The 22,978-nt window shown below is 27.9% G+C and carries 23 protein-coding genes; 16 read left to right on the plus strand and 7 right to left on the minus strand.

The window, feature by feature from the left end; translation table 11 throughout:
• Positions 1-10 precede the first annotated feature (10 nt).
• Positions 11-1,600, plus strand: coding sequence for an arginine--tRNA ligase (gene argS, locus ACBT_RS02225; RefSeq protein ID WP_024775632.1), 1,590 nt, complete (start codon positions 11-13; stop codon positions 1,598-1,600).
• 19 nt (positions 1,601-1,619) lie between these two features.
• Here argS and rsfS read toward each other — a convergent pair whose 3' ends face one another.
• The gene (gene rsfS, locus ACBT_RS02230) at positions 1,620-1,946 is read right to left on the minus strand and encodes a ribosome silencing factor (RefSeq protein ID WP_024775633.1); all 327 of its coding nucleotides are present in this window, start codon (positions 1,944-1,946) and stop codon (positions 1,620-1,622) included.
• The gene (gene nadD, locus ACBT_RS02235; RefSeq protein ID WP_024775634.1) at positions 1,939-2,487 is read right to left on the minus strand and encodes a nicotinate (nicotinamide) nucleotide adenylyltransferase; all 549 of its coding nucleotides are present in this window, start codon (positions 2,485-2,487) and stop codon (positions 1,939-1,941) included. Before nadD ends, rsfS begins: the two co-directional genes overlap by 8 nt.
• A 90-nt stretch (positions 2,488-2,577) precedes the next feature.
• On the opposite strand from nadD, the gene gap reads away from it, so the two are divergent.
• The 9 genes from gap (at position 2,578) to ACBT_RS02280 (ending at position 12,803) form a co-directional block, all read left to right on the plus strand.
• A complete protein-coding gene (gap, locus tag ACBT_RS02240) occupies positions 2,578-3,576 on the plus strand; it encodes a type I glyceraldehyde-3-phosphate dehydrogenase (RefSeq protein ID WP_024775635.1) in 999 nt (332 codons plus the stop codon).
• Between the two features lie 10 nt (positions 3,577-3,586).
• The gene (locus tag ACBT_RS02245; RefSeq protein WP_024775636.1) at positions 3,587-4,789 is read left to right on the plus strand and encodes a phosphoglycerate kinase; all 1,203 of its coding nucleotides are present in this window, start codon (positions 3,587-3,589) and stop codon (positions 4,787-4,789) included.
• Entirely contained in the window at positions 4,789-5,502 is a 714-nt protein-coding gene (locus ACBT_RS02250) for a triose-phosphate isomerase (RefSeq protein WP_024775637.1), read from the plus strand. Before ACBT_RS02245 ends, ACBT_RS02250 begins: the two co-directional genes overlap by 1 nt.
• Positions 5,499-6,323: an enoyl-ACP reductase FabI gene (gene fabI / locus ACBT_RS02255; protein WP_024775638.1), complete on the plus strand. Its 825-nt coding sequence runs from the start codon at positions 5,499-5,501 to the stop codon at positions 6,321-6,323. Before ACBT_RS02250 ends, fabI begins: the two co-directional genes overlap by 4 nt.
• Before the next feature lie 103 nt (positions 6,324-6,426).
• The gene (gene lysA, locus ACBT_RS02260; protein ID WP_024775639.1) at positions 6,427-7,635 is read left to right on the plus strand and encodes a diaminopimelate decarboxylase; all 1,209 of its coding nucleotides are present in this window, start codon (positions 6,427-6,429) and stop codon (positions 7,633-7,635) included.
• An 11-nt stretch (positions 7,636-7,646) separates the two neighbouring features.
• Entirely contained in the window at positions 7,647-8,726 is a 1,080-nt protein-coding gene (gene pheA, locus ACBT_RS02265) for a chorismate mutase (protein ID WP_024775640.1), read from the plus strand.
• Between the two features lie 10 nt (positions 8,727-8,736).
• On the plus strand, positions 8,737-9,840 hold the full coding sequence (gene hisC / locus ACBT_RS02270) for a histidinol-phosphate transaminase (RefSeq protein ID WP_024775641.1): 1,104 nt from the start codon (positions 8,737-8,739) through the stop codon (positions 9,838-9,840).
• A gap of 8 nt (positions 9,841-9,848) precedes the next feature.
• The gene (dxs, locus tag ACBT_RS02275; protein ID WP_024775642.1) at positions 9,849-11,657 is read left to right on the plus strand and encodes a 1-deoxy-D-xylulose-5-phosphate synthase; all 1,809 of its coding nucleotides are present in this window, start codon (positions 9,849-9,851) and stop codon (positions 11,655-11,657) included.
• Positions 11,658-11,780: 123 nt separating this feature from the next.
• Entirely contained in the window at positions 11,781-12,803 is a 1,023-nt protein-coding gene (locus tag ACBT_RS02280; protein WP_024775643.1) for a cytochrome-c peroxidase, read from the plus strand.
• Between the two features lie 64 nt (positions 12,804-12,867).
• On the opposite strand, the gene maf is transcribed toward ACBT_RS02280, so the two are convergent.
• Positions 12,868-13,416, minus strand: a complete 549-nt coding sequence (maf, locus tag ACBT_RS02285; protein ID WP_024775644.1) for a septum formation inhibitor Maf — start codon at positions 13,414-13,416, stop codon at positions 12,868-12,870.
• 70 nt (positions 13,417-13,486) lie between these two features.
• On the opposite strand from maf, the gene ACBT_RS02290 reads away from it, so the two are divergent.
• Entirely contained in the window at positions 13,487-14,767 is a 1,281-nt protein-coding gene (locus tag ACBT_RS02290; RefSeq protein WP_024775645.1) for a hypothetical protein, read from the plus strand.
• A 19-nt stretch (positions 14,768-14,786) separates the two neighbouring features.
• Here the strand turns inward: ACBT_RS02290 and ACBT_RS02295 are convergent, their stop codons facing one another.
• Together ACBT_RS02295 and ACBT_RS02300 are read right to left on the minus strand one after the other, a co-directional pair.
• Positions 14,787-15,506, minus strand: coding sequence for a C40 family peptidase (locus tag ACBT_RS02295; protein WP_084031360.1), 720 nt, complete (start codon positions 15,504-15,506; stop codon positions 14,787-14,789).
• Positions 15,507-15,518: 12 nt separating this feature from the next.
• Complete coding sequence (locus tag ACBT_RS02300) at positions 15,519-16,112, minus strand: NlpC/P60 family protein (RefSeq protein ID WP_024775647.1); 594 nt, start codon at positions 16,110-16,112, stop codon at positions 15,519-15,521.
• Between the two features lie 117 nt (positions 16,113-16,229).
• Between ACBT_RS02300 and ACBT_RS02305 the strand changes: the two genes are divergently transcribed.
• A complete protein-coding gene (locus tag ACBT_RS02305; protein ID WP_024775648.1) occupies positions 16,230-16,784 on the plus strand; it encodes a hypothetical protein in 555 nt (184 codons plus the stop codon).
• Between the two features lie 9 nt (positions 16,785-16,793).
• On the plus strand, positions 16,794-17,510 hold the full coding sequence (locus ACBT_RS02310; protein ID WP_024775649.1) for an SIMPL domain-containing protein: 717 nt from the start codon (positions 16,794-16,796) through the stop codon (positions 17,508-17,510).
• Between the two features lie 6 nt (positions 17,511-17,516).
• On the opposite strand, the gene ACBT_RS02315 is transcribed toward ACBT_RS02310, so the two are convergent.
• Both ACBT_RS02315 and alaS read right to left on the minus strand, forming a co-directional pair.
• Positions 17,517-17,996 (minus strand): hypothetical protein, encoded by a 480-nt coding sequence (locus ACBT_RS02315; RefSeq protein WP_024775650.1) that lies wholly within the window; start codon positions 17,994-17,996, stop codon positions 17,517-17,519.
• Between the two features lie 9 nt (positions 17,997-18,005).
• A complete protein-coding gene (gene alaS / locus ACBT_RS02320; protein ID WP_024775651.1) occupies positions 18,006-20,561 on the minus strand; it encodes an alanine--tRNA ligase in 2,556 nt (851 codons plus the stop codon).
• A 187-nt stretch (positions 20,562-20,748) separates the two neighbouring features.
• Here alaS and trxA point away from each other — a divergent pair, with 187 nt between their 5' ends.
• From trxA to dapB, 3 genes are all read left to right on the plus strand, one after another.
• Positions 20,749-21,066, plus strand: coding sequence for a thioredoxin (gene trxA / locus ACBT_RS02325; RefSeq protein ID WP_024775652.1), 318 nt, complete (start codon positions 20,749-20,751; stop codon positions 21,064-21,066).
• A gap of 198 nt (positions 21,067-21,264) precedes the next feature.
• Positions 21,265-22,194 carry a thioredoxin-disulfide reductase gene (trxB, locus tag ACBT_RS02330; protein WP_024775653.1) on the plus strand — a complete coding sequence of 310 codons (930 nt, stop codon included), beginning with the start codon at positions 21,265-21,267 and terminating at the stop codon, positions 22,192-22,194.
• A gap of 3 nt (positions 22,195-22,197) precedes the next feature.
• Positions 22,198-22,971: a 4-hydroxy-tetrahydrodipicolinate reductase gene (dapB, locus tag ACBT_RS02335; RefSeq protein ID WP_024775654.1), complete on the plus strand. Its 774-nt coding sequence runs from the start codon at positions 22,198-22,200 to the stop codon at positions 22,969-22,971.
• Positions 22,972-22,978 lie beyond the last annotated feature (7 nt).

Here is a 22,978-nt window from a genome sequence, read left to right on the forward strand (position 1 = left end):
GAGAAATAAATTGCAGAATATTATTAAAGAGTATATAGAAAAGATATTAAATAGAGATATCGTTTTGGAAAAACCAAAAGATGTCTCTTTAGGACATTTTGCTACTCCAGCTGCTTTTTCATTAGCTAAAGAACTTAAAAAATCTCCAATGCAAATAGCCGAAGATTTGGTTTTAAAACTAGAAAATAAAGATTTATTTGAAAAAGTAGAAGCTGTAAAAGGTTTCATTAATTTTACTCTTTCAAATACTTTTATAGAAAAACTTGCAAATGTGGCTTTAGAAGCAAAAGATGATTTTGCAAAAGGTAATATAAAGAATGAGAAAATTCTTTTAGAATATGTAAGTGCTAACCCAACTGGACCACTTCATATTGGGCATGCAAGAGGTGCTGTATTTGGAGACACTTTATATAAAGTTGGAAAATACTTAGGTTATGATATTACAACGGAGTACTATATAAACGATGCTGGTGCTCAAATGCAACTTCTTGGAGTTTCAGTTAGTTTAGCTGCAAGAGATTTTATTTTTAATGAAAGTGTAGAATATCCAGAGAGTTATTATAGAGGTGAATATTTAATTGATATTGCCAAAAAAGTTATAGAAAAATATGGAAAAGATATAATCTATGATGAGTCTAGATTTGAAGAGATGGCTATTTTTGCAAAAGACATAGTAATGGAAATTATAGTTAAAGACTTAGCTGATTTAGGAATAACTTTTGATAATTTTGTTTCTGAAAAGTCATTATATGGTTCTTGGAATGATACTAAAGCTGTATTAGAAAAAAATGGCTCTTTGTATCCTAAAGATGATAAAATTTATTTAAAATCTACACAATTTGGCGATGATAGTGATAGAGTTGTTGTAAGAGATAATGGAATCCCAACATATCTTGCAGGAGATATCATTTACCATAAAAATAAATTTGATAGAGATTTTGATAAGTATATAAATATTTGGGGAGCTGATCACCATGGATATATTACTAGAGTTAAAGCTGCTATTGAATTTTTAGGTAATGATTCATCAAAGTTAGAAGTAATTTTATCACAAATGGTACAGCTTTTAAAAGGTGGACAACCATACAAGATGAGTAAAAGAGCCGGTAATGTTATTCTTATGTCTGATATTACAGCTGAAATAGGAAGTGATGCTCTAAGATTTGTATTCTTAACTAAAAAAAGTGATACTCACTTAGAATTTGATATAGATATGTTAAAAAATCAAGATTCTTCGAATCCAATTTTTTATATAAATTATGCACATGCAAGAATAAATCAACTTTTTATTAAATCAGAGCAAAAATTTGATGATATAGTAAATGTAAGTTTTGATAACTTAAATAGTGAAGCTTTAAATTTAGTTTATGAATCACTTTTATTAGAATCTATTTTAAATGAAGCATTTACAAAAAGAGATATGCAAAAAATTACAGAATATTTATATAATTTAGCTTCTAGTGTACATAAGTTCTATAATGAACATAAAATTATAGGAAGCAGTGAAGAAAAAAGTTATCTAAAAGTTTTAAGTATTGCTAAATTAAGTTTAAGGGTAGGATTGAAACTTCTGGGAATAGAAGCAAAAGAGATTATGTAATCTCTTTTGAAATTATGAATTAACTTTTTACTTTTTGAAAGCTTTCTAAAAATTCTTCTATATTATATTTTTCTCTATATTTTTCACTCATTAAATGAACAAAAATATCACCTAAATCAATTACAGTCCAATTATCATCTTCATCAACTCTTAAAAATTCTTCACCTTTAGGTTTTAAATCAATTTTTAAATGATCCAATAATGCATTTGCATGTTTAGGATTTAGTGTTGAAGCAATTACAACATAATCAACTAAATAATCTTTAGATGTTAAATCAAATATTTCAACGTTATCAGCTTTCTTATCTTCTAAAATAGTTTTAATGTTTTCTATTCTACTATTCAAATTTTTCCTTTTTTTGTAAATTTATTAAATCTTCCCAAATATTTTTTGGTACAAAATTTAAATCTAGTTTTTCTCTTAGTCTAGTAGAGCTAATATCTATATTTACTTCAAGAGTTTTATATTCATTAGTTGCTAGATTATAACCTTCCCTTTTAGCGACAATAAATTCTAAACTAGATTTTAGTTCTTCAATATTATGCCACCTATGAAGAGATTTGAGGTTGTCCTCACCTATTATAAAATAAATTTTACAAGGTTTATGTAATGACTTAATATATCTTATTGTTTCATAAGTATAGCTTAGTTTTTTTTGATTTATTTCGAAATCACTAATTTCTATTTTAGGATTGTCTTCAAAAACCTTTTTTAACAGTGCAAATCTAATTTCTGGTTCAAATAAAAAATCTTTTTTTAAGGGATTTAAATAAGTTGGAACTATTATTAGTTTATCTATATCAAGTTCTTTTAAAGCTTTTTCAACTATAGCTTTATGTGCTATATGTACAGGATCAAAACTGCCACCAAAAACTGCAATTTTCAATTATTTTGCACCTTTATTTTATAATTAAATATTATTATAGCAATTTTTGGATAAAATATTTGCTATTTTAGATTTATATAAAGGGAATAAATGGCTATTAAAGTTGCAATAAACGGATTTGGAAGAATAGGAAGATGTGTAGCTAGAATTATTGCTAATAGAGATGATGTTGAATTAGTTGCAATAAATGATACAGCAAAACCAGATATGCTTGAGTATATTACAAAATACGATACTGTTCATGGAACTTTTGAAGGTGATGTAAAAGTTGAAAATGGTTTCTTAAAAATGGGGAAAATAAATGCTAAATTATATTCAACTAGAGATGCTAATGAACTAAGTTTTACGAAAGATTGTGGAGCTGAAGTAGTTTTAGAGTGTACAGGAGCTTATTTAACAAAAGAATCTTGCGAAGTTCATATTAAAAACGGTGCTAAAAAAGTTGTTATGAGTGCACCTGCAAAAGATGATACAAAAACTTATGTTGTTGGGGTAAATGAACATACTTATGATGGTGAGAAAATAATTTCAAATGCATCTTGTACAACAAACTGTTTAGGACCTGTAGCAAAAATTATTGATGATGCATTTGGAATAGAAAAAGGTTTAATGACTACAATTCATTCATATACAAATGACCAAAATATTCTAGATGTAAAACATAAATCTGATAAAAGAAGAGCAAGAGCTGGTGCTCAAAACATGATACCTACAAGTACTGGTGCAGCTAAAGCTATGAAATTAATTATGCCTCAACTTGAAGGTAAATTACATGGACAAAGTGTAAGAGTCCCAACTCCAAATGTTTCAATGGTAGATGTTAATTTCGTAGTTAAAAAAGATACAACAAAAGAAGAAATAAATGCACTATTTACTCAAAAATCAAAAGAGTTAGCTGGAATAGTGGCAGTTGATAATGATATGTTAGTTTCAAGTGATATTATAGGAAACACAAATTCAACAATTATTGCTACAGATTTAACTCAAGTAATTGGTGGAAATATGATAAAAATTATGAGCTGGTATGACAATGAGTGGGGATATTCAGCTAGACTTGTTGATTTAGCTGCTTATGTAGCTAAAAAATAAGGGGAACTATATGAAACTTCAAGAGATAAAAAATATTGATATTGCTGGTAAAAAAGTATTTATAAGATGTGATTTTAACGTTCCAGTTGATGAATATAATAATATAACAGACGATAGAAGAATAAGAAGTGCTTTAAATACTATTAGATATTGTATTGATAATGATTGTTCAGTAATATTGGCTAGTCACTTTGGAAGACCAAAAGGTGGATTTGAAGAGAAATATTCTTTAGAGCCAATTGCAAAAAGATTACATATACTATTAAAACAAGATATAAAATTAGCTCCAAGTGTTGTTTGTGACCAAACTTTAAAAATGGCAAAAGAACTAAAAGCTGGTGAAATTATGCTTTTAGAGAATATGAGATTTGAAGCTGGTGAAACAAAAAATGATGAAGAACTTAGTAAAAAATTAGCTTCTATGGCAGATGTTTATATAAATGATGCCTTTGGTGTTTCTCATAGAGCTCACTCATCTGTTGAAGGAATTGCAAAATATTTTGATGAAAATCATAAAGCAGCTGGATTTTTACTTGCAAAAGAGATTAAATTTTTTCATCATATAGTTGAAAATCCAAAAAGACCTTTTGTATCAATTGTTGGTGGTTCTAAAGTATCAGGAAAACTTGAAGCTTTATATAATTTAGTTCCAAAAGTTGATAAAATAGTTATCGGTGGAGGAATGGCATTTACATTCTTAAAAGCATTAGGACATGAAATTGGTAAATCATTAGTTGAAGAAGATTTAATTCCTGAAGCTTTAAAAATAATGGATTTAGCAAAACAAAAAGGTGTAAAATTATACTTACCTGTTGATATTGTTGCTGCTGAAGCATTTGATTCTGAAGCGATTGCTAAAATTGTTCCGGTTCAAGAGATGCCAAAATCTTGGATGGGATTAGACATAGGTCCTGCAACAGCTCTTTTATTTAGTGAAGTTTTAAGTGATGCAAATACAATTTTATGGAATGGACCAATGGGTGTTTATGAAATGGAAAAATTTGCAAAAGGTAGTACAAAAATATCTCATGCAGTAGCAAGTTCATATGCAACAACAGTTGTAGGTGGGGGAGATACGGCAGACTTAGTAAGAATTACTGGAGATGAAGCTGATATGACATTTATTAGTACTGGTGGAGGAGCTTCTTTAGAATTAATAGAAGGAAAAATTTTACCAGGTGTTAAAGCATTAGTTATCGAGGAAGATAACTAATGCCTATTATTGCAAGCAACTTTAAAACTAATCACACAAGAAAAAGTACATCATTATTTATTGAAAAATTAAATAACTATTTACAATCAAATGATATTAAAGATGAAGTTTATGTATTTCCTACTTCAACATCTTTAGATTCATTTAATACAGTTTCTAATTTACTTTTGGGTGTACAAAATGCTTATCCAGCTAAAAATGGATCTTTTACAGGAGAGATTGGTTTGGAACAGCTTGAAGAGTTTGATATAAAAACAATTTTAATTGGTCATAGTGAGAGAAGACATATCTTAGGTGAAACTCAAGAAGAAATTGCAAAAAAATATGAATTTTATAAAAATTTAGGATTTAGAATAATTTATTGTATTGGGGAACCTCTTGAGATAAAAAATGCTGGATTAGAAAAAACTTTAGAATATATTTATGAACAATTTATAGATATAGATACAAATTATTCTAATCTAATTTTAGCTTATGAGCCTGTTTGGGCAATTGGAACGGGTGTAACTGCAACAAATGATGACATAGGAAGTGTTCATAAAGCTATTAAAGAAAAGATTAACAAGCCTTTACTTTATGGTGGAAGTGTAAAAGTTGAAAATGTAAAAGAAATTTGCAAGATAGAAAATGTTGATGGGGCTTTAATAGGAACAGCTTCTTGGAAAATAGAAGATTTTATAAAAATAATTGAAAATACAAAGGATTTGAAATGATAATGAAGGGTAAAAAAGGTGTTATCTTAGGTGTTGCAAATGATAAATCAATTGCATATGGTATAGCAAAAGCATGTTCAGAACAAGGTGCACAAATTGCATTTACTTATTTAAATGATGCACTTAAAAAAAGAGTTGAGCCAATTGCAGCTGAATTTGGTAGTGAAAATTTAGTTTATCCTTGTGATGTTTCAAAGCCTGAAGAAATAGTTGCATTAAGAGAATCTTTACAAAAAGATTTAGGAGAAATTGATTTTATTGTTCACTCTATTGCTTTTGCTCCAAAAGAGGGATTAAGTGGTAGATTTCATAATATCTCAAAAGAAGCATTTGATATAGCAATGGATGTATCAGTATTTTCACTAATAGAGATAACAAAAGAATTAAAACCATTACTTTCAAAAAATTCTTCAATTTTAACATTAACATATTATGGTGGAGAAAAATATATTCCAAACTATAATTTAATGGGAGTTGCAAAAGCAGCTTTAGATATGACTACAAAATATTTAGCTGAAGATTTAGGAAGAGATGGAATTAGAGTAAATGCAATTAGTGCAGGACCAATTAAAACTCTTGCAGCTGCAGGAATTGGAGATTTCAGATTTATGCTTAAATGGAATGAAGCACATTCTCCTTTAAAGAAAAATGTAACTATTGATGAAGTTGGAAATTCAGGTATGTATTTACTTAGTGATTTAAGTAGTGCAGTTACTGGAGAAATTCATCATGTTGACAGTGGATTTAATATTATGGGAATGCCAGCTGTTGAGTTTGAAGATGGAAAACCAAAAATTGCTTGGAATGGAACTGACAAGTAAGTTTTAGAAAGATAAGAATTTTTTCTTATCTTTTTTTATATAAAATTTTAGATTTAAACTTAATAAGAGTTTAAATTTAAAATTTTAACAAGAGGATTATTAAATGAATATAGATTTTAAAGAACTGGCAAATAAATATCAAACACCTTATTATGTTTATGATTTTGATCATATTACAGCGCAATATACAGAACTAAAAGAGTCTTTCAGAGCAAGAAAATCATTAATTGCTTATGCCGTTAAAGCTAATTCAAATTTAAGCGTTATAAAACATCTTGCAACTCTTGGTGCAGGTGCAGATTGTGTAAGTATAGGAGAAGTTAAAAGAGCTTTAAAAGTAGGAATCCCTTCATATAAAATAATTTTTTCAGGTGTTGGAAAAAGTGATGATGAGATTAGAGAAGCTTTAAAATTAGATATATTACTTATAAATGTTGAAAGTGCTGAAGAGTTAAATAGAGTTGAACTAATAGCAAAAGAATTAAATAAAATTGCAAGAATTTCAATAAGAGTAAATCCAAATATTGATCCAAAAACACATCCTTATATTTCAACAGGGCTTCATGAAAACAAATTTGGTGTAGATATTGATACTGCTAAAAGAATGTATATCCAATGTAAAAATAGTGAATTTTTAGAACCAACAGGAATTCATTGTCATATAGGTTCACAACTTACTCAACTTCAACCAATTAAAGATGCTATAAAAATAGTTGCGGATTTAGTTAGAAATTTAAAAGCAATAAAAATAGAGTTATCATTTATGGACGTTGGTGGAGGATTAGGAATAGTTTACAAAGATGAAACACTAATTAATACATATGAATATGCACAATCTATTTTAGATACTATGTTTGGACTTGATTTAACAGTTATTTGTGAACCAGGAAGATTTATTGTGGGAAATTCTGGAGTTTTTGTAACAAAAGTTTTATATGAAAAAGTAAATGGTAATAAAAGATTTGTTATTGTAGATGGTGCAATGAATGATTTGATTAGACCAGCTTTATATAATGCTTATCATAGAATTGAAGTGTTAAATGATAATAAAGAGTTTAGTGATTGTAATATTGTAGGACCTGTTTGCGAAAGTGGAGATTTTTTTGCAAAGAATATCGAATTACCAAAAACTACTCACAACGATTTAGTTGCAATTTATAGTGCAGGAGCTTATGGTTTCACAATGGCAAGTAACTATAATACAAGAGGAAGAGTTGCTGAAATTGCTGTTGAGAATGGGATTGATAGATTAATTAGAAGAAGAGAAACTTTTGAAGATTTAATTGCTTTAGAAGAAGAGTTCATTAAATAAGGTAAGTTTATATGGCAAATGAAGATGGATTATTAGAACTAAGAGAACAATTAGATAGTATTGATAACAAAATTCTAGATCTACTAAATAATAGAATGAAATTGGTTCATAAAGTAGGCGCTCTAAAAGCAAAAAGTGGTGGAGCTATTTACAGACCTGAAAGAGAAAAATCAATTATTGATAGATTAGAAAAAATAAATAATGAAAAAAATGGTCTATTAAATAGAAATGCTATTGAAGCATTATTTTTAGAGATTTTTGCAATATCAAGAAATATAGAGTTACCAGAAAATATTGGATATCTTGGTCCTCAAGGAAGTTTTACACATCAAGCAGCAGAAGCTAGATTTGGCGCTATGAGTTCTTATGTTTCAATTAGTTCTATTAAAGGAATCTTCAAAGAATTAGAATTAAAAAAGATAAAATACGGTGTTGTTCCTATAGAAAATTCGTCTAATGGAATAGTAAACGATACTATAAATGGGTTTTCAAATTTTAATTCAAAAATTATTGCTGAAGTTGTTTTAAATATTCATCATACATTAGCAACAACTTGTGATAAAATTTCTGATATAAAGAAAATATATTCAAAAGATATAGCTTTTGATCAATGTAGAAAGTTTTTAACGAATTTTGGATTAGATGAAGTAGAATTAATTCCTGTTGAATCTACTACCAAAGCTGCAAAATTATCAGCAATTGAACCAAATAGTGCAGCAATTTGTCCTCATGTTGCTGCAAAATTGTATAATCTTCCAATATTATTTGAAAATATTGAAGATAAAGACAATAATAAAACTAGATTTTTTATATTAAGTGATTTTGAAAACACTCCAAGTGGAAATGATAAGACTTCAATTTTAGTAAATCTTCCAGATGAACAAGGATCTCTAGTGAAGTTTTTAAATGATTTTAATGATGCAGGAATAAATTTAACAAAAATAAAATCTCATATAGTAGAAGGAAATTCTATATTTTTTATAGATTTTGATGGACACAAAGATGATGAAAATGTTAAAAAAGTTTTAGAAAAACATAAATCAAGTATTAAGATTTTAGGATCTTACGTTAAAGAGATAAAAGATATTTAAAGGAAAAATTATGAAATTTAATAAAGTATTGAAAAATTTATCAACTTATGAAGCTGGAAAACCAATTGAATTAGTTGTAAGAGAATATGGTATAGATCCAAAAGAGGTTGTAAAATTAGCTTCTAATGAAAATCCATATGGAACAAGTCCTAAAGTTGTTGCAAAAATAGAGAGTTTGGCAAAAAATATGTATTTATATCCAGATGATTCTATGTTTGAATTAAAAGAAGCATTAGCAAATAAATTTGATTTAGAAAGTAAAAATGTAATTATTGGTTCAGGAAGTGATCAAATTTTAGAGTTTTGCATCCATGCAAAATGTAAAAAGAAATCAAATGTTTTAATGGCAAAAACTACATTTGCAATGTATGAAATTTATTCAAAACAAGTTGGAGCAAATGTTATAAAAACAGAAAGTAGCCAACATAATTTAAAAGAGCTTTCAAAATTATATAAAAAACATGGGGCAGATGTAATTTTTCTTTGTATTCCTAATAATCCATTAGGTGAATGTTTAGACAAAGATGAAGTTTATGAATTTTTAAAAACTATTGATAAAAATACATTAGTTGTAGTTGATGGTGCTTATCAAGAATATGCAAGTTTTAAAGATGAGAAAAAAAGAATTTGTCCAAAAGATTTAATCTCTAAATTTCCAAATGCAATTTATTTAGGAACTTTTTCAAAAGCTTATGCTCTTGGAGGAATGAGAGTTGGTTATGGTTTAGCTCAACCTGAAATTATTTCAACTTTCTATAAAATTAGAGCACCTTTTAATATTACAACTTTAAGTTTAGCAGCTGCAATTGAAGCTTTAAAAGATGAAGATTTTGTAAAAGAGTGTATTGCAAAAAACTTTATTGAAATGAAAAGATACGAAGAGTATGCATCTAAAAAAGGATTTGAATATATACCTTCATATACAAATTTTATTACAATATTATTCAAAGATTTTGTTTCAAAAACAGTTGCTCAAAAACTTCTTGAAAGAGGAATGATTGTAAGAGATTTAACAGGGTATGGTTTAAATGCAATAAGAGTTACTATTGGAACAAATGATCAAAATACAAAGTTGTTTAAATTATTAGATGAAGTTTTAGAAGGGTTAAAATAGTAGATATTATGGAAATAAAAGGAAAATCAGTAGAAGAATTAGAAGAGGTAGCTTCTAAAATTAGGGAGAGAATTATTGATGTGGTATCAAGAAAAGGTGGTCACTTCTCTTCAACTTTAGGAGCTGTTGAACTAACTCTTGGAATGCATTATGTATTTGATGTAAATAGTGATCCTTTTATTTTTGATGTTTCTCATCAATGTTATGCTCATAAACTTTTGACAAATAGATGGGAAGAATTTGAAACTATAAGACAGTTTGGTGGATTATGTGGATTTACTAAACCAAATGAAAGCAATGCAGATTATTTTGTTGCAGGTCATAGTTCTACTTCAATTTCTCTTGCTGTTGGTGCTGCAAAATCAATAAAACTAAAAAATCAAGATAGAGTACCTGTTGTTATGATAGGTGATGGTTCTATGAGTGCTGGTATGGTATATGAAGCCTTAAATGAACTAGGAGATTTAAAACTTCCTGTCGTGATAATTTTAAATGATAATGAAATGAGTATTGCAAAGCCAATAGGCGCAATATCAAAATATTTATCAAAAATTCTTGCAGGAAAATTTTATCAAAGTTTTAAAGCAAGAGTAGATAAATTTATTAGAAATAATATGCCTGAAGGTACAACATATTTAGCAAAAAGATTAGAAAGTTCAATTAAGTTAATAACTCCTGGAATATTGTTTGAAGAGATGGGAATAGATTATATTGGACCAATTGATGGTCATGATATTGAAGAGATAATTGATACTTTAAATATTGCAAAATCTATGCAAAAACCTGTTATTGTACACGCAAAAACAGTAAAAGGTAAAGGTTATAAAATAGCTGAAGGTCAACATGAACATTGGCATGGAGTAGGTCCTTTTAATGTAGAAGATGGTGAATTTATTAAAAAATCTACACAAAAAAGTGCAACATCAGTTTATTCGTATAGTCTTTTAAATCTTGCAAAAAAATATGAAAATGTAGTTGGTGTAACTGCTGCAATGCCAAGTGGTACAGGGGTAGATAAATTGATTGAAGCTTATCCTAATAGATTTTGGGATGTTGCAATTGCAGAGCAACATGCAGTTACTTCAATGGCTGCTATGGCAAAAGAAGGATTTAAACCTTTTATAACTATTTATTCTACTTTTTTACAAAGAGGATTTGATCAAATAATTCATGATGTATCTATTATGAATCTACCTGTTGTATTTGCTATGGATAGAGCAGGAATTGTAGGTAATGATGGTGAAACACATCAAGGGGCTTTTGATATAAATTTTCTAAGGTTTATCCCAAACATGATTTTATTTGCTCCTAGAGATAATGAAACATTAGAAAATTCATTGGAATTTGCTTATACTTTAAGTAGTCCTTGTGCTATTAGATATCCAAGAGGTTCTTTTAAAGAACTAGATTTTAAAGCTACTAATTTTGAATTAGGTAAAGCAGAATTATTAAAAGATGGTAACTCAAATAAACTTTTTATAGGATATGGAAATGGTGTATCAAAAGCAATAGATGTAGAGAAACTTCATGAAGAAGATATTGCTATTTTAGATTTAAGATTTATAAAACCAATTGATAAAAATATATTAAAAACTCTTAGTGATAAATATGATAGTTGGTATGTGTTTAGTGATTCTCAAAAACAAGGCGGTGTTGCAAGTGCAATAATGGAAGCTTTAAGTGAATTAGAAATTACAAATATAAATATAAAATCTTTTGAATATGAAGATAGTTTTATTGAGCATGGAGATACAACTAAAGTTGAAGAATCTTTAGGACTTTTAGCTAAACAATTAGTCTTATTAGTCGATAAATAGGACAAATAGTATCCTATTTTTATATGTTTTTTTATTATTTTATTCAAAAATAACTATTAATTTAACTTTCATTTAATAATTTTTATCCTAAGATTAATAAAATCAAATAGGAGGATTTTAATTATGAAACTAAAAATTTCTTTAGTAGTACTTTTAGGTGCAAGTAGTTTATTTGCTAGCAGTGAATTGGTTACGAAAGCGAAAAATGCTGGTTTAGAGCCAATACCAAGTTCAAAACCAGAGCTTATGAAATTAATTGATGATAAAAAAGACCCAATTACGGATGCAAAAGTAGAGTTAGGGAAAAAACTATATTTTGATCCAAGATTATCTAGAAGTAATTTAATCTCTTGTAATACATGTCATAACCTTGGACTTGGTGGAGCTGATGGAGTTCCAGCAGCAATTGGACATGGATGGACAGCAAATCCACATCATTTAAACTCACCAACAGTTTATAACTCAGTGTTCTTTAAAGCACAATTTTGGGATGGAAGAAGTCCACATTTAGCTGATCAAGCACAAGGTCCAGTTCAAGCAGGTCCAGAAATGGCAGCACCACCAGCATTAGTTGAGGAAAGAATTAATTCAATTCCAGCTTATGTTGATGAATTTAAAAATGCTTATGGAAAAGATGTAAAAGTTGATTTTGCAAAAATTACTGAAACTATTGCAACTTTTGAAAAAACTCTTGTTACTCCATCAAGATTTGATAAATTCTTAAGTGGTGATTCAAAAGCTTTAACTAAAGAAGAACAAGAAGGGCTAACTACATTTATAGATAAAGGTTGTACAGCTTGTCATACAGGAATTGCTCTTGGTGGAACAATGCAACCATTCCAAGTTGCTCAACAATATAAATTCACAAATGTAGGTGATTTTAAAGGTGATAAAAATGGAATGGTTAAAACTCCAACTCTAAGAAATATTACTGAAACAGCACCATACTTCCATAATGGACAAATTTGGTCATTAAATGATGCAGTAAAAGAGATGGGTTCTGTACAATTAGGAATAACTATTACAGATGCAGATGCAGCTAAAATAGTAACATTCTTAAAAGCATTAAAAGGTGATAAACCAGCTATAGTTTATCCACAACTACCAGAGTCTACTGATAAAACTCCAAAACCATCTTTTGATTAAAGGCTAGGGAAAATTCCCTAGTCTTTTAATATTAATAATAAATAATATTTAATCTTAGTAAAATCTATATTTTTAGAAAAGGAATTAATTTTTCAATACTAAGTCCCATAGCTGTACTTTCAAGTCCAGTAATACTTTTTATATAAGGTTTACAAAAGTCTTCAACCATAATAGCACCCGCTTTACCAAAACACTTTCCACTATCTAAATAATTTATCATATCTTTTTCATCAAATTTACTAAATTCATAAGCTGTAATTGAAATATCTATAAGTTCTATATTAAGGCTTTTATAAATCATACAAGTAATTACAGATGTTTTATTAGAACTTTGAAGTTCTAGCATATATTTTGCATCTTGGTAATCTTTTGCTTTTCTTAAAAGTCTTCCTTCACAAGTTACAACACTATCTGCAACTAATAAAGGTATTTCAATGCCGTAAGTGCTATATAATTCATTAAATTTACCTTTTGTTGCTAAGTAACAAAATTCTTTTGGATTTGTTGTTTTTATACTATCTTCATCGAAGCAACCACCACTTTGAATAAAATCTATTTTAAAATCTTTTAAGATTTTAGCTCTTGTCGGTGAATTTGAACCAAGTCTTATCACTAAGCATCCTTTTTTTCGTTGAATTATACTAAGTTTTTATATAATACGATTTTAATAAATTAGGATTATCATGATACTTCTTTCCAGATTCTCAGGACTTTTGATATTTTTGAGTTTTATTTTTGCAATTTATTCATATTTTATTGATGATAGCTTTAAAATATATTCTGTAAGTACTATTTGGATTGCTTCAGCTATACTTTTTTTTACAATAAAATCAAAAAAACTAATTTTAATACTACTTTCTTTATCATTGCTATCTTTTTTATATAGTTATATAAAAGGATATAGTATAGATTTTATAAAAGCACTAAGTGTAAATTTATATCTACTTACACTTTTAATTTCTGTAGGTTTTTTAAAGCTTATAGCAACCCCTAGAAGAGATAAAGATGATTTACCAAATGGTAAGTCATCTTTTATAAAAACATATATAGGAATTCATTTATTTGGTTCTATTATAAATCTATCAGCATTGCTTTTAGTAGCAGATAAAATGTATAAAAAAGCTAAATTGACACCTTTACAAATTATTGTGTTGACACGTTCATTTGCAAGTGATGCTTATTGGTCACCATTTTTTGTTGCCTTTGCCGCAGCTTTAACATATGCACCAAATTTAAACACTTATTCAATAATTTCATTTGGAATAGTTTTAGCATTTTTAGCATTTTTAATAACATATTTCGATGCTAGCAGAAATTTTGATTTAGATAATTTTTATGGATATCCATTATCTTTACAAACTTTATATCTACCATTGATTTTATCTTTCTTTGTTTTAATAACACACAACTATTTTAAAGATTTAAAAATCATTTTACTTATATCACTTTTTGCTTTTTTATTAACGATTTTGATTTTACCAATTAAAAAAGGTATCAAAGAAAGTATCAACATTCTAAAATTTCATATAATAGATGAGTTACCAAAAATGAAAAGTGAAATTTCACTTTTCTTAGTAGCAGGACTATTTGGTATATTAGCTAGCAGTGTGTTAATAGGAATTAACTTTAAATTACCATTTCTTATTTTTGATTATAAAGTTGCATCTATTGTTTTATTTATTTTCATTCTTTTGGCATTTATAGGAATTCATCCAATTATATCAATATCTATTTTAGGTGATTTTTTTCAAAGTGCAAATCATACACTTCTGGCAATGACATTTTTAATGGCATGGGCAACAACAGTTTCGACATCACCAATTTCAGGTTTAAATCTTACAATGAGTGCTAGATATAATTGTGATCCAAAAGAAATATTTAAATTGAATATATTTTATGCAATAAAGATGTATTTAATATGCGTAATCTTGCTATTTTTTATGTCAAAATTTTTAGGTATTTAAAAAGTTATATCAGAAGAGTTTAGTTTATAACTCTTCTTGCAGTCCAGTAAGAATCTTTGTAAAATGGTTTATCAAGTTTTGTATATTGTATACCTTTAATTGAAGCATGTAAGAATTCACCATTTCCTGTATAAACACCAACATGTTTATCTACTTTACTTGTTTTAAAGAATACTAAATCACCTGGTTGAAGTTCAGATTTTTTAACTTCAATTCCTTCATTAACTTGAGTTATTGTTGATCTAGAAAGTGTGTAATCAAATTTTTCTTTAAACATTTTCTGAATGAATGCAGAACAATCTATCCCATTTTTACCTGTTCCACCCATTCTGTATTTAATATGTTTTGTTTCGTTGTAAAATTCATTAAATACTTTTACTTTCTCATTTTTATTTAAATATGCGTAGCTATTTGAATAATTGTTTTCACTTTTTTGATTTTTGTTTACTTTTGCAATTTTTTGCAATTTTGTATTTTTATTTTTAGCTACTTTATTGTTAGTTTTAACAATCTTTTTATTTTCTACTTTATTTTTTGTAATTTTATTTTGCTGAGTAGATTTTGATTTTTTATCTGTTTTAGTTTTTGTATTTTTACTTTGAATATTTTGTTTTTTTTGTTGAGGTTTTTGTTTTTCTATTTTAGATGAATTTTTACTACTTTGATTCGCATACAAGTTACCCTGTATAGAAAAAAATAATAAAAATAACGTGGTTATGATTGAAATTTTCTTTAACATTAATTTACCTTACTATTTGAATACTCTTTGAGCTTTCCAATAATTTTTTGCGAAGTAATCACTTTCTAATTCTGAAATTGTTACTCCAATTTTTGTTGAAGCATGCATAAATTTTCCATCTTCAATATATATACCAACATGATTTGTTCTACCCGTTTTGAAAAATACTAAATCACCCATTTGAAGCTCAGATTTTTTTATTGGTTTTCCAATTCTTGCTTGCTCTCCAGTACTTCTTGGAAGAGTCAAATTAAACTTTTCTTTTAAAGCTTTTTGTACAAAACCAGAACAATCAATTCCATTCTTTGATGTTCCTCCCATTTTGTATCTTACACCTTCCCAATTATTGTAAAAATCAAATAAATTGTTATTGATTTTTACTTGTTTTGAAGTATAGTCACTTTTTGTATTAAAAACATCAATATTTTTAGCTTTATTCACATTTAACTTATTGTTAGGAAATGTTGCCTTTTGATGTATAGAGACCTGTTTTTCAGTATTTTGATACTTCGAAATATCCACTTTCTCTTCAGTTGTTTTATAAGAACAACCTGTGAAAAACAGGGTACTAAGCAGTGTAATAACAAATATTTTACCGGCTTTCATATAGTTTAACTCCCCTTTTTTTAGTGAAAAAATTTCTTTATCTTAGTTAAAAATTGTAAATATGTCAAGTCTAAAAATTTAAATAGTATAATGAACTTTTATTTTATGGGGGCTAAAATGTTTAAAATTTTAAAAATCTTACCATTAATTTTTGTATTAAATTCTTGTATTTCTTCAAAAAATGTTTCATTTAATAATAATTTTAGTAATCTTAAAAAGCAAAATACATATGACTATTGTTCAAAATTTTCATATATTGCAAATGTTGAAGATATCAAATATAAAAAATTGTTTATTGAGTATATAAATCTTGATCAAAATTGTAAATGGAATGGACTAGCAAGTGGATTCTTTATATCATTATTTAAAGATAATTTAAAAGTTAAATCTTTTGAATATGTAGAGAAATATGATTTTAAAAATATTGAAATACTTACATATATAATAGATGATATATATTATGTAGATTTTATAAATGAATTTGGTGTTTTTGATGATAAATTAATTATTGATTATAGTGGTATATATACAGATGAAATTTTGAGAAAAAATGGTAAGATTAATAACTATAAAGATTATCCTAGGCTTGATTTTAATTATGATAAAAGCTTAGTTAGGTTTAACTTTATAAATAACTATTTTTCAAGAGATAGTGAAAATTTTAGAAATTAAAGGATATATATGGATAAAGTAAGAATTTTACCAACATTTATTTTAGGATTTTTTATTTTTATTGGTTTGCTAAGCTTAGGATATTTTATATCAGATGCTTTTTTAAAATCAAAAGATTTAGAAAGAACAGTTGTTGTAAAAGGTTTATCAGAGAAAGAAGTTTTGGCTGATGTAGTTATTATGCCTATAAAAATTACTCAGACAAGTAATGATTTAGAATCTTTAATTCAAAAAATTGATTTGGATACAAAAGAGATAATTAAATTTCTGAATGATAATGGTCTAAAAGATCAAGATATTACACTTGGTGCAGTATCAATAGTTGATAAAATGGCAAACGAATTTTCAAATCAAGAATTTTCTATGAGATATTTAGCTTCAAAAGTTATAAATATTTATAGTAACGAAGTTGAAAAAATTAGAGCATTGAATGGAAAATTATCAGAATTATCGCAAAAAGGTATTTTATTTAAAACAGATGATTATGATACGAAAATAGAGTATATATATACAAATTTAAATGATATAAAACCAAATATGATAGAAGAAGCTACTTCAAATGCAAGGACTGTTGCACAAAAATTTGCTCAAGATTCTAATAGTAAATTAGGAAAAATTAAAAAAGCTACTCAAGGTCAGTTTGAGGTTGTTAGTCGTGATAAAAATAGTGAACATATAAAGAAGGTTAGAATAGTATCTACAATAGAGTACTATTTAGCAGATTAAGAGGAGTTATAACCCTCTTAATCTTATTCCTAGAACTAAAGCTAAAAGACCTAAAATGATGTTTGTTGGAATAAGATATTTTGCTAATGGATTTAATTGATTTTTTGCTGTTAAAAAATCACCATTATTAAAAGCATTTTGAGCTTTTTCTCTTTTAACATATATAACTACAAAAATAATGGACATAATTGTCCAAATAATTTCTTTTATAACAACAAATTTATAAAGCTCCCCATTTTTAAATTCTAAGGCTAAAATCATAGTAATAGCTGTAATTAAAAGTATAACTATTGATGGAATAACCATAGAAAAAAATCTTTTTAAGTTTTCTAAAGTTCTTCCTAATTTTATTTTTGGCTCTTCAATAGCTTGCATAGAGTAGTGAACTGCAAATCTAATCACAATCATCCCACCAATCCAAATTATAGCAGATAATACATGTAAAAAAATAATTAAAGTTGAGAAATTATTAAAAAATTCACTCAATTTTAAACCTTATAAATTCTCTTTTGCATAGTTTAACGCTGCAATTCTTGCTTCTTCAATTTTTGTTATATCTTTTCCACCAGCAGTTGCGAAGTCAGGTCTTCCACCACCACCACCACCAACTATTGGTGCAATATTTTTAATCCAATCACCAGCTTTGATAGATGTATTTTTGCTTCCTGCAACTATCATTACTTTATCATCTTTTGCTTGTAAAAGTAAAATTGCAAGTTTTTCAGTCGCATTTTTCATATCATCAACTATTTTCTTTAAATCACCATTTTCTATAACACTAACTACTACTTTTGTATCATCAATCATTTCTTCATTTATAGGAGAAATAGTTTTGCTTTGTACATTTTTTATTTCGTTTTTAAGTTCTTTTATCTCATTTTTAAGTTTTTTTATTCCACTTATTAAATCATTTGATTTAATTTCAGTTTGAATCATAGATAGTTTACTTAATTGCTCTTTTATATATTTAAACGCACTAGCTCCAACAACTGCTTCAATTCTTCTAATACCTGCGCTTACACCAGATTCTTTTACTATATAAAAGCTTCCTATATCAGCTGTATTTTTTACGTGAGTTCCTCCACAGAATTCAATAGAAACATCTCCACCAAAACTAACAACTCGTACAACTTCACCATATTTTTCTCCAAACATAGCAATTGCACCTTTATTTTTAGCAATTTCAAGAGGTAATTCTTCTACAACTCCATTTAGACCTCTAGTAATCATAGAGTTTACTAAGTCTTCAACTTCGTTAATTTGTTCATTTGTCATAGCTTTAGGATACGTAAAATCAAATCTAAGTTTAGACGAATCATTAAATGAACCTGCTTGAGAAACACTGTCTCCTAAAACCATTTTTAAAGCACTTTGTAATAAGTGAGTAGCACTATGATGTTTTGCTACTTCATATCTGTTTATAACAACCGCTTCTATAACTTGATTTTGTGAAAGTTTTGTACCTTGAGTATCAACTTTTGATAAGTTAAGATTATGAAATTTTGAAGTTTCAAGAACTAAAGCATTTTTTCCATCAAATTCTATTGCTCCAATATCACCATTTTGTCCACCACTTGTAGCATAAAATGGCGTTGAATCTAGTAGTACCCAACCTATCTGATTTTCTAAATTCTTTACTTCTTTAAAATTTTCATCAAGAAGTGCCAAAATTTTTGAAGTGTATGTAGTATTTGTATAACCTACGAATTTATTTTCTCCATATTTTTCAAGTAAAGTTTTAAAATCTCCTTCATTTGAGGCATCTCCACTACCTTTCCATGCAGCTTTTGCCATAGATTTTTGATTTGCCATTAATTCATCAAATTTTTCTATGTCTACTTTTAATCCTTTATCTTTTAACATATCTTCTGTTAAATCTAAAGGGAATCCATATGTATCATATAGTTTAAATGCAACTTCACCACTAAAGATAGTTTTTGTATTTTCTAACTCTTCACTAAATAAACTCATTCCTAAATCTATAGTCTTAAAGAATCTTTCTTCTTCTAGTGTTAATTGCTCTTTTATATAATTTGAATTTTCTTTTAGTTCTACATAATGTTCACCCATAATGCCAACTAAAGTATCTACTAGTTTTGACATAAATGGTTTTCTAAGTCCTATTAGGTAACCGTGTCTTATTGCTCTTCTTAAAATTCTTCTAAGAACATAAGGTCTTCCCTCATTTCCAAATAAAATCCCTTGAGATAGCATAAATGATGTGGCTCTAAGGTGATCTGCAATTACTCTATATGAACCAATACTATCATTTGTAGCTTTTTTATTAGCAATTTTTTCAAGAGCTTCAATAATTGGTTTAAAGTTTGAAGAGTCAAAATTGTTTAAAACTCCTTCTTTAATTGCAATTACTCTTTCTAGTCCCATTCCTGTATCAATTGAAGGTTTTGGAAGAGGAATTAATTCACCATCTTTTGTTCTTTCATATTGCATAAATACAAGATTCCAAATCTCTAAAAATCTGTCTCCATCTCCACCCATTTTGTCTTCAGGTCCATTAAAGTTCTCTTCACCTTGGTCATAGAAAATCTCACTGCAAGGTCCACAAGCACCAGTGTCTCCCATTGACCAGAAGTTATCTTTATCTCCAAATCTCATTATTCTTGAAGGATCTATGTACTTTGTCCAAATATTAAATGCTTCATCATCACTTGTATGAACTGTAACCCAAAGTTTTTCAATAGGAAGTGAAAGATTAACTGTTACAAATTCCCAAGCATATGCTATTGCATCTTCTTTAAAATAATCACCAAAAGAAAAGTTTCCAAGCATTTCAAAAAGTGTATGGTGTCTTGCTGTATAACCTACATTTTCTAAATCATTATGTTTTCCACCAGCTCTTACACAAAGTTGGCAAGATGTAGCTCTTTTATTTTCTGGAGCAGGTATATTTCCTGTAAAAATATCTTTAAACTGTACCATTCCAGCATTTGTAAACATTAAAGTTGGGTCATCAGGAACCAATGGCATTGATGATATAACAGCATGCCCTTTACTTTTAAAGAATTCTAAATACTCTTTTCTAATATCCATATAATTTTTTCCGTTTTATGAAATTTTTCTTATTTTATCAAAATTATTATTTACTCTAGATTAGTGAAAAAACTTAAGAATAAAAGAAGATTTAAGTTTTTTATCGCTAAAATAAAATCACTTTAATTGTACACATTTACAATAAAGTTTTGAGTAATTTAAAAAATTTAATAAATAAGGACTAAAAATGGGTAAATATATTGAATTAACAACGGCAAATTTTGATGAAATAACAAGTAAAGGTGTATCAATGGTTGACTTTTGGGCTCCATGGTGTGGTCCTTGTAGAATGATTGCTCCTGTTATTGATGAATTAGCAGGTGATTTTGAAGGAAAAGCTAATATTTGTAAAGTAAATACAGATGAAGAGCAAGATTTAGCAGTAAAATATGGAATCAGATCAATTCCTACAATTATCTTTATGAAAGATGGACAAGTTGTTGATCAAATGATAGGTGCTTCTTCAAAACAAGCATTCACTGATAAAATAAACTCTTTACTATAATCTGCAAAGGGAAAAGTTTTTAAAGGAAGGTGTTTTTCATCTTCCTTTTTTTAATTAAACATAATTAAGATAAATATAAAATATTAAATGATAAAATTTTTCCTCTAAAATATATTATGTTTAATTTTAACTTTTAGGTATTTTAGTATCATCTAAAATTTGTAGATGAATTTATATAAAAATAAAAAAGGAGTCAAGATGTTGGATTTAGCTATTATTGGTGGTGGACCTGCTGGTCTTACGGCTGGTTTATATGCAACAAGAGGTGGTTTAAATAACGTTGTTATGTTCGAAATGGGAATGCCAGGTGGACAAATTACTGGATCTTCAGAAATAGAAAATTACCCAGGTCAAGGTCCTGTTATGAGTGGTATGGATTTAATGGCATCATGGCCTGAACAATGTCAGAAGTTCGGTTTAAAACACGAAATGGCAGAAATCTCAAAAGTTGAAAAAATTGGTGACAATTTTAAACTTGTGACTAGTGACAATAAAGAATTTGAAGCAAGATCCGTACTTATTGCAACAGGTTCTGTTCCTAGAAGAGCAGGATTTAAAGGAGAAAACGAATTCTTTGGGAGGGGTGTTTCAACTTGTGCTACTTGTGATGGATTCTTTTATAGAGGAAAAGAAGTTGCTGTTATTGGTGGAGGAGATTCAGCTTTAGAAGAAGCTTATTACTTATCAAAAATGTGTAAAAAAGTATATCTTGTGCATAGAAGAGATACTTATAGAGCAGCTCCAAGTACTATAGCTCATGTTAAAAATACAGAAAATATTGAAGAAGTAACTAATGTTAGTGTTGAAGAAGTATTTGGTGATGCTAGTGGAGTATTAGGATTAAGAGTAAAATGTAATAAAACAGGTGAAGTTAGAGAATTACCAACACCAGGTGTTTTTGTTTTTGTTGGTAGAAATGTTTTAAATGCACCATTAAAACAAGCTGATGGAACATTCTTATGTAACATGAGTGAAAATGGTGAAGTTATAGTTGATTTAAAAATGAGAACAAATGTAAAAGGACTTTACGCTGCAGGTGATATTAGAATTGATGCAGCAAAACAAGTTGTTTGTGCTGCTGCAGATGGTGCAACGGCAGCTGTTGATATAATTGAATACTTAGGATAATAAATGATAAAAATAGGCATTTTGGGAAGTACAGGAAGAGTTGGAAGTTTATTAATTGATGATTTAAAAAATGATCAAGAAGCTAAATTGGCTTGTGTTCATGTTTTAGATAAAATTGAGAAAATTTTACCTCAAGATACAGTTGTTACAAATGATATAAATGTATTATTTGATGAGAGTGATGTTATTATTGATTTTTCAAGTCCTGTAGGTACGGAATCTCTTTTAACTGCTGTTGTTGAAGGTGGTAAAAGAAAAGCTTTAGTAGTTGCAACTACGGGCTTAAATAAACATCAACAAAACTTGCTTCTTGAAGCTAGTAAGCTAGTGCCTATTTTATATGCTACAAATATGAGTTTAGGAGTTGCAGTTTTAAATAAACTTGTAACTCTTGCTGCTAAGACTTTAAAAGATTTTGATATTGAAATTGTTGAACAACATCATAGACATAAAGTTGATTCACCATCTGGTACAGCATTAACATTGGCAGAGCATGCTGCAAGTGCAAGAAATTTAAATCTTGATAGTGTTAGAATTTCTGGAAGAGATGGACAAATTGGTGCTAGAACAAAAGATGAAATTGCAGTTATGGCATTAAGAGGTGGAGATATTGTGGGTCGACACACTGTTGGATTATACAATGATGGGGAATTTTTAGAGTTAAACCATACAGCAACTGCTAGAAATACTTTTTCAAAAGGTGCTATAAAAGTTGCAAAATGGATAGTGACAAAAGATGCAAATCTATACTCTATAAATGATGCTCTAGGGCTATAATAAAGGA

The organism is Aliarcobacter cibarius (genome assembly GCF_013372265.1).
GTDB lineage: Bacteria > Campylobacterota > Campylobacteria > Campylobacterales > Arcobacteraceae > Aliarcobacter > Aliarcobacter cibarius.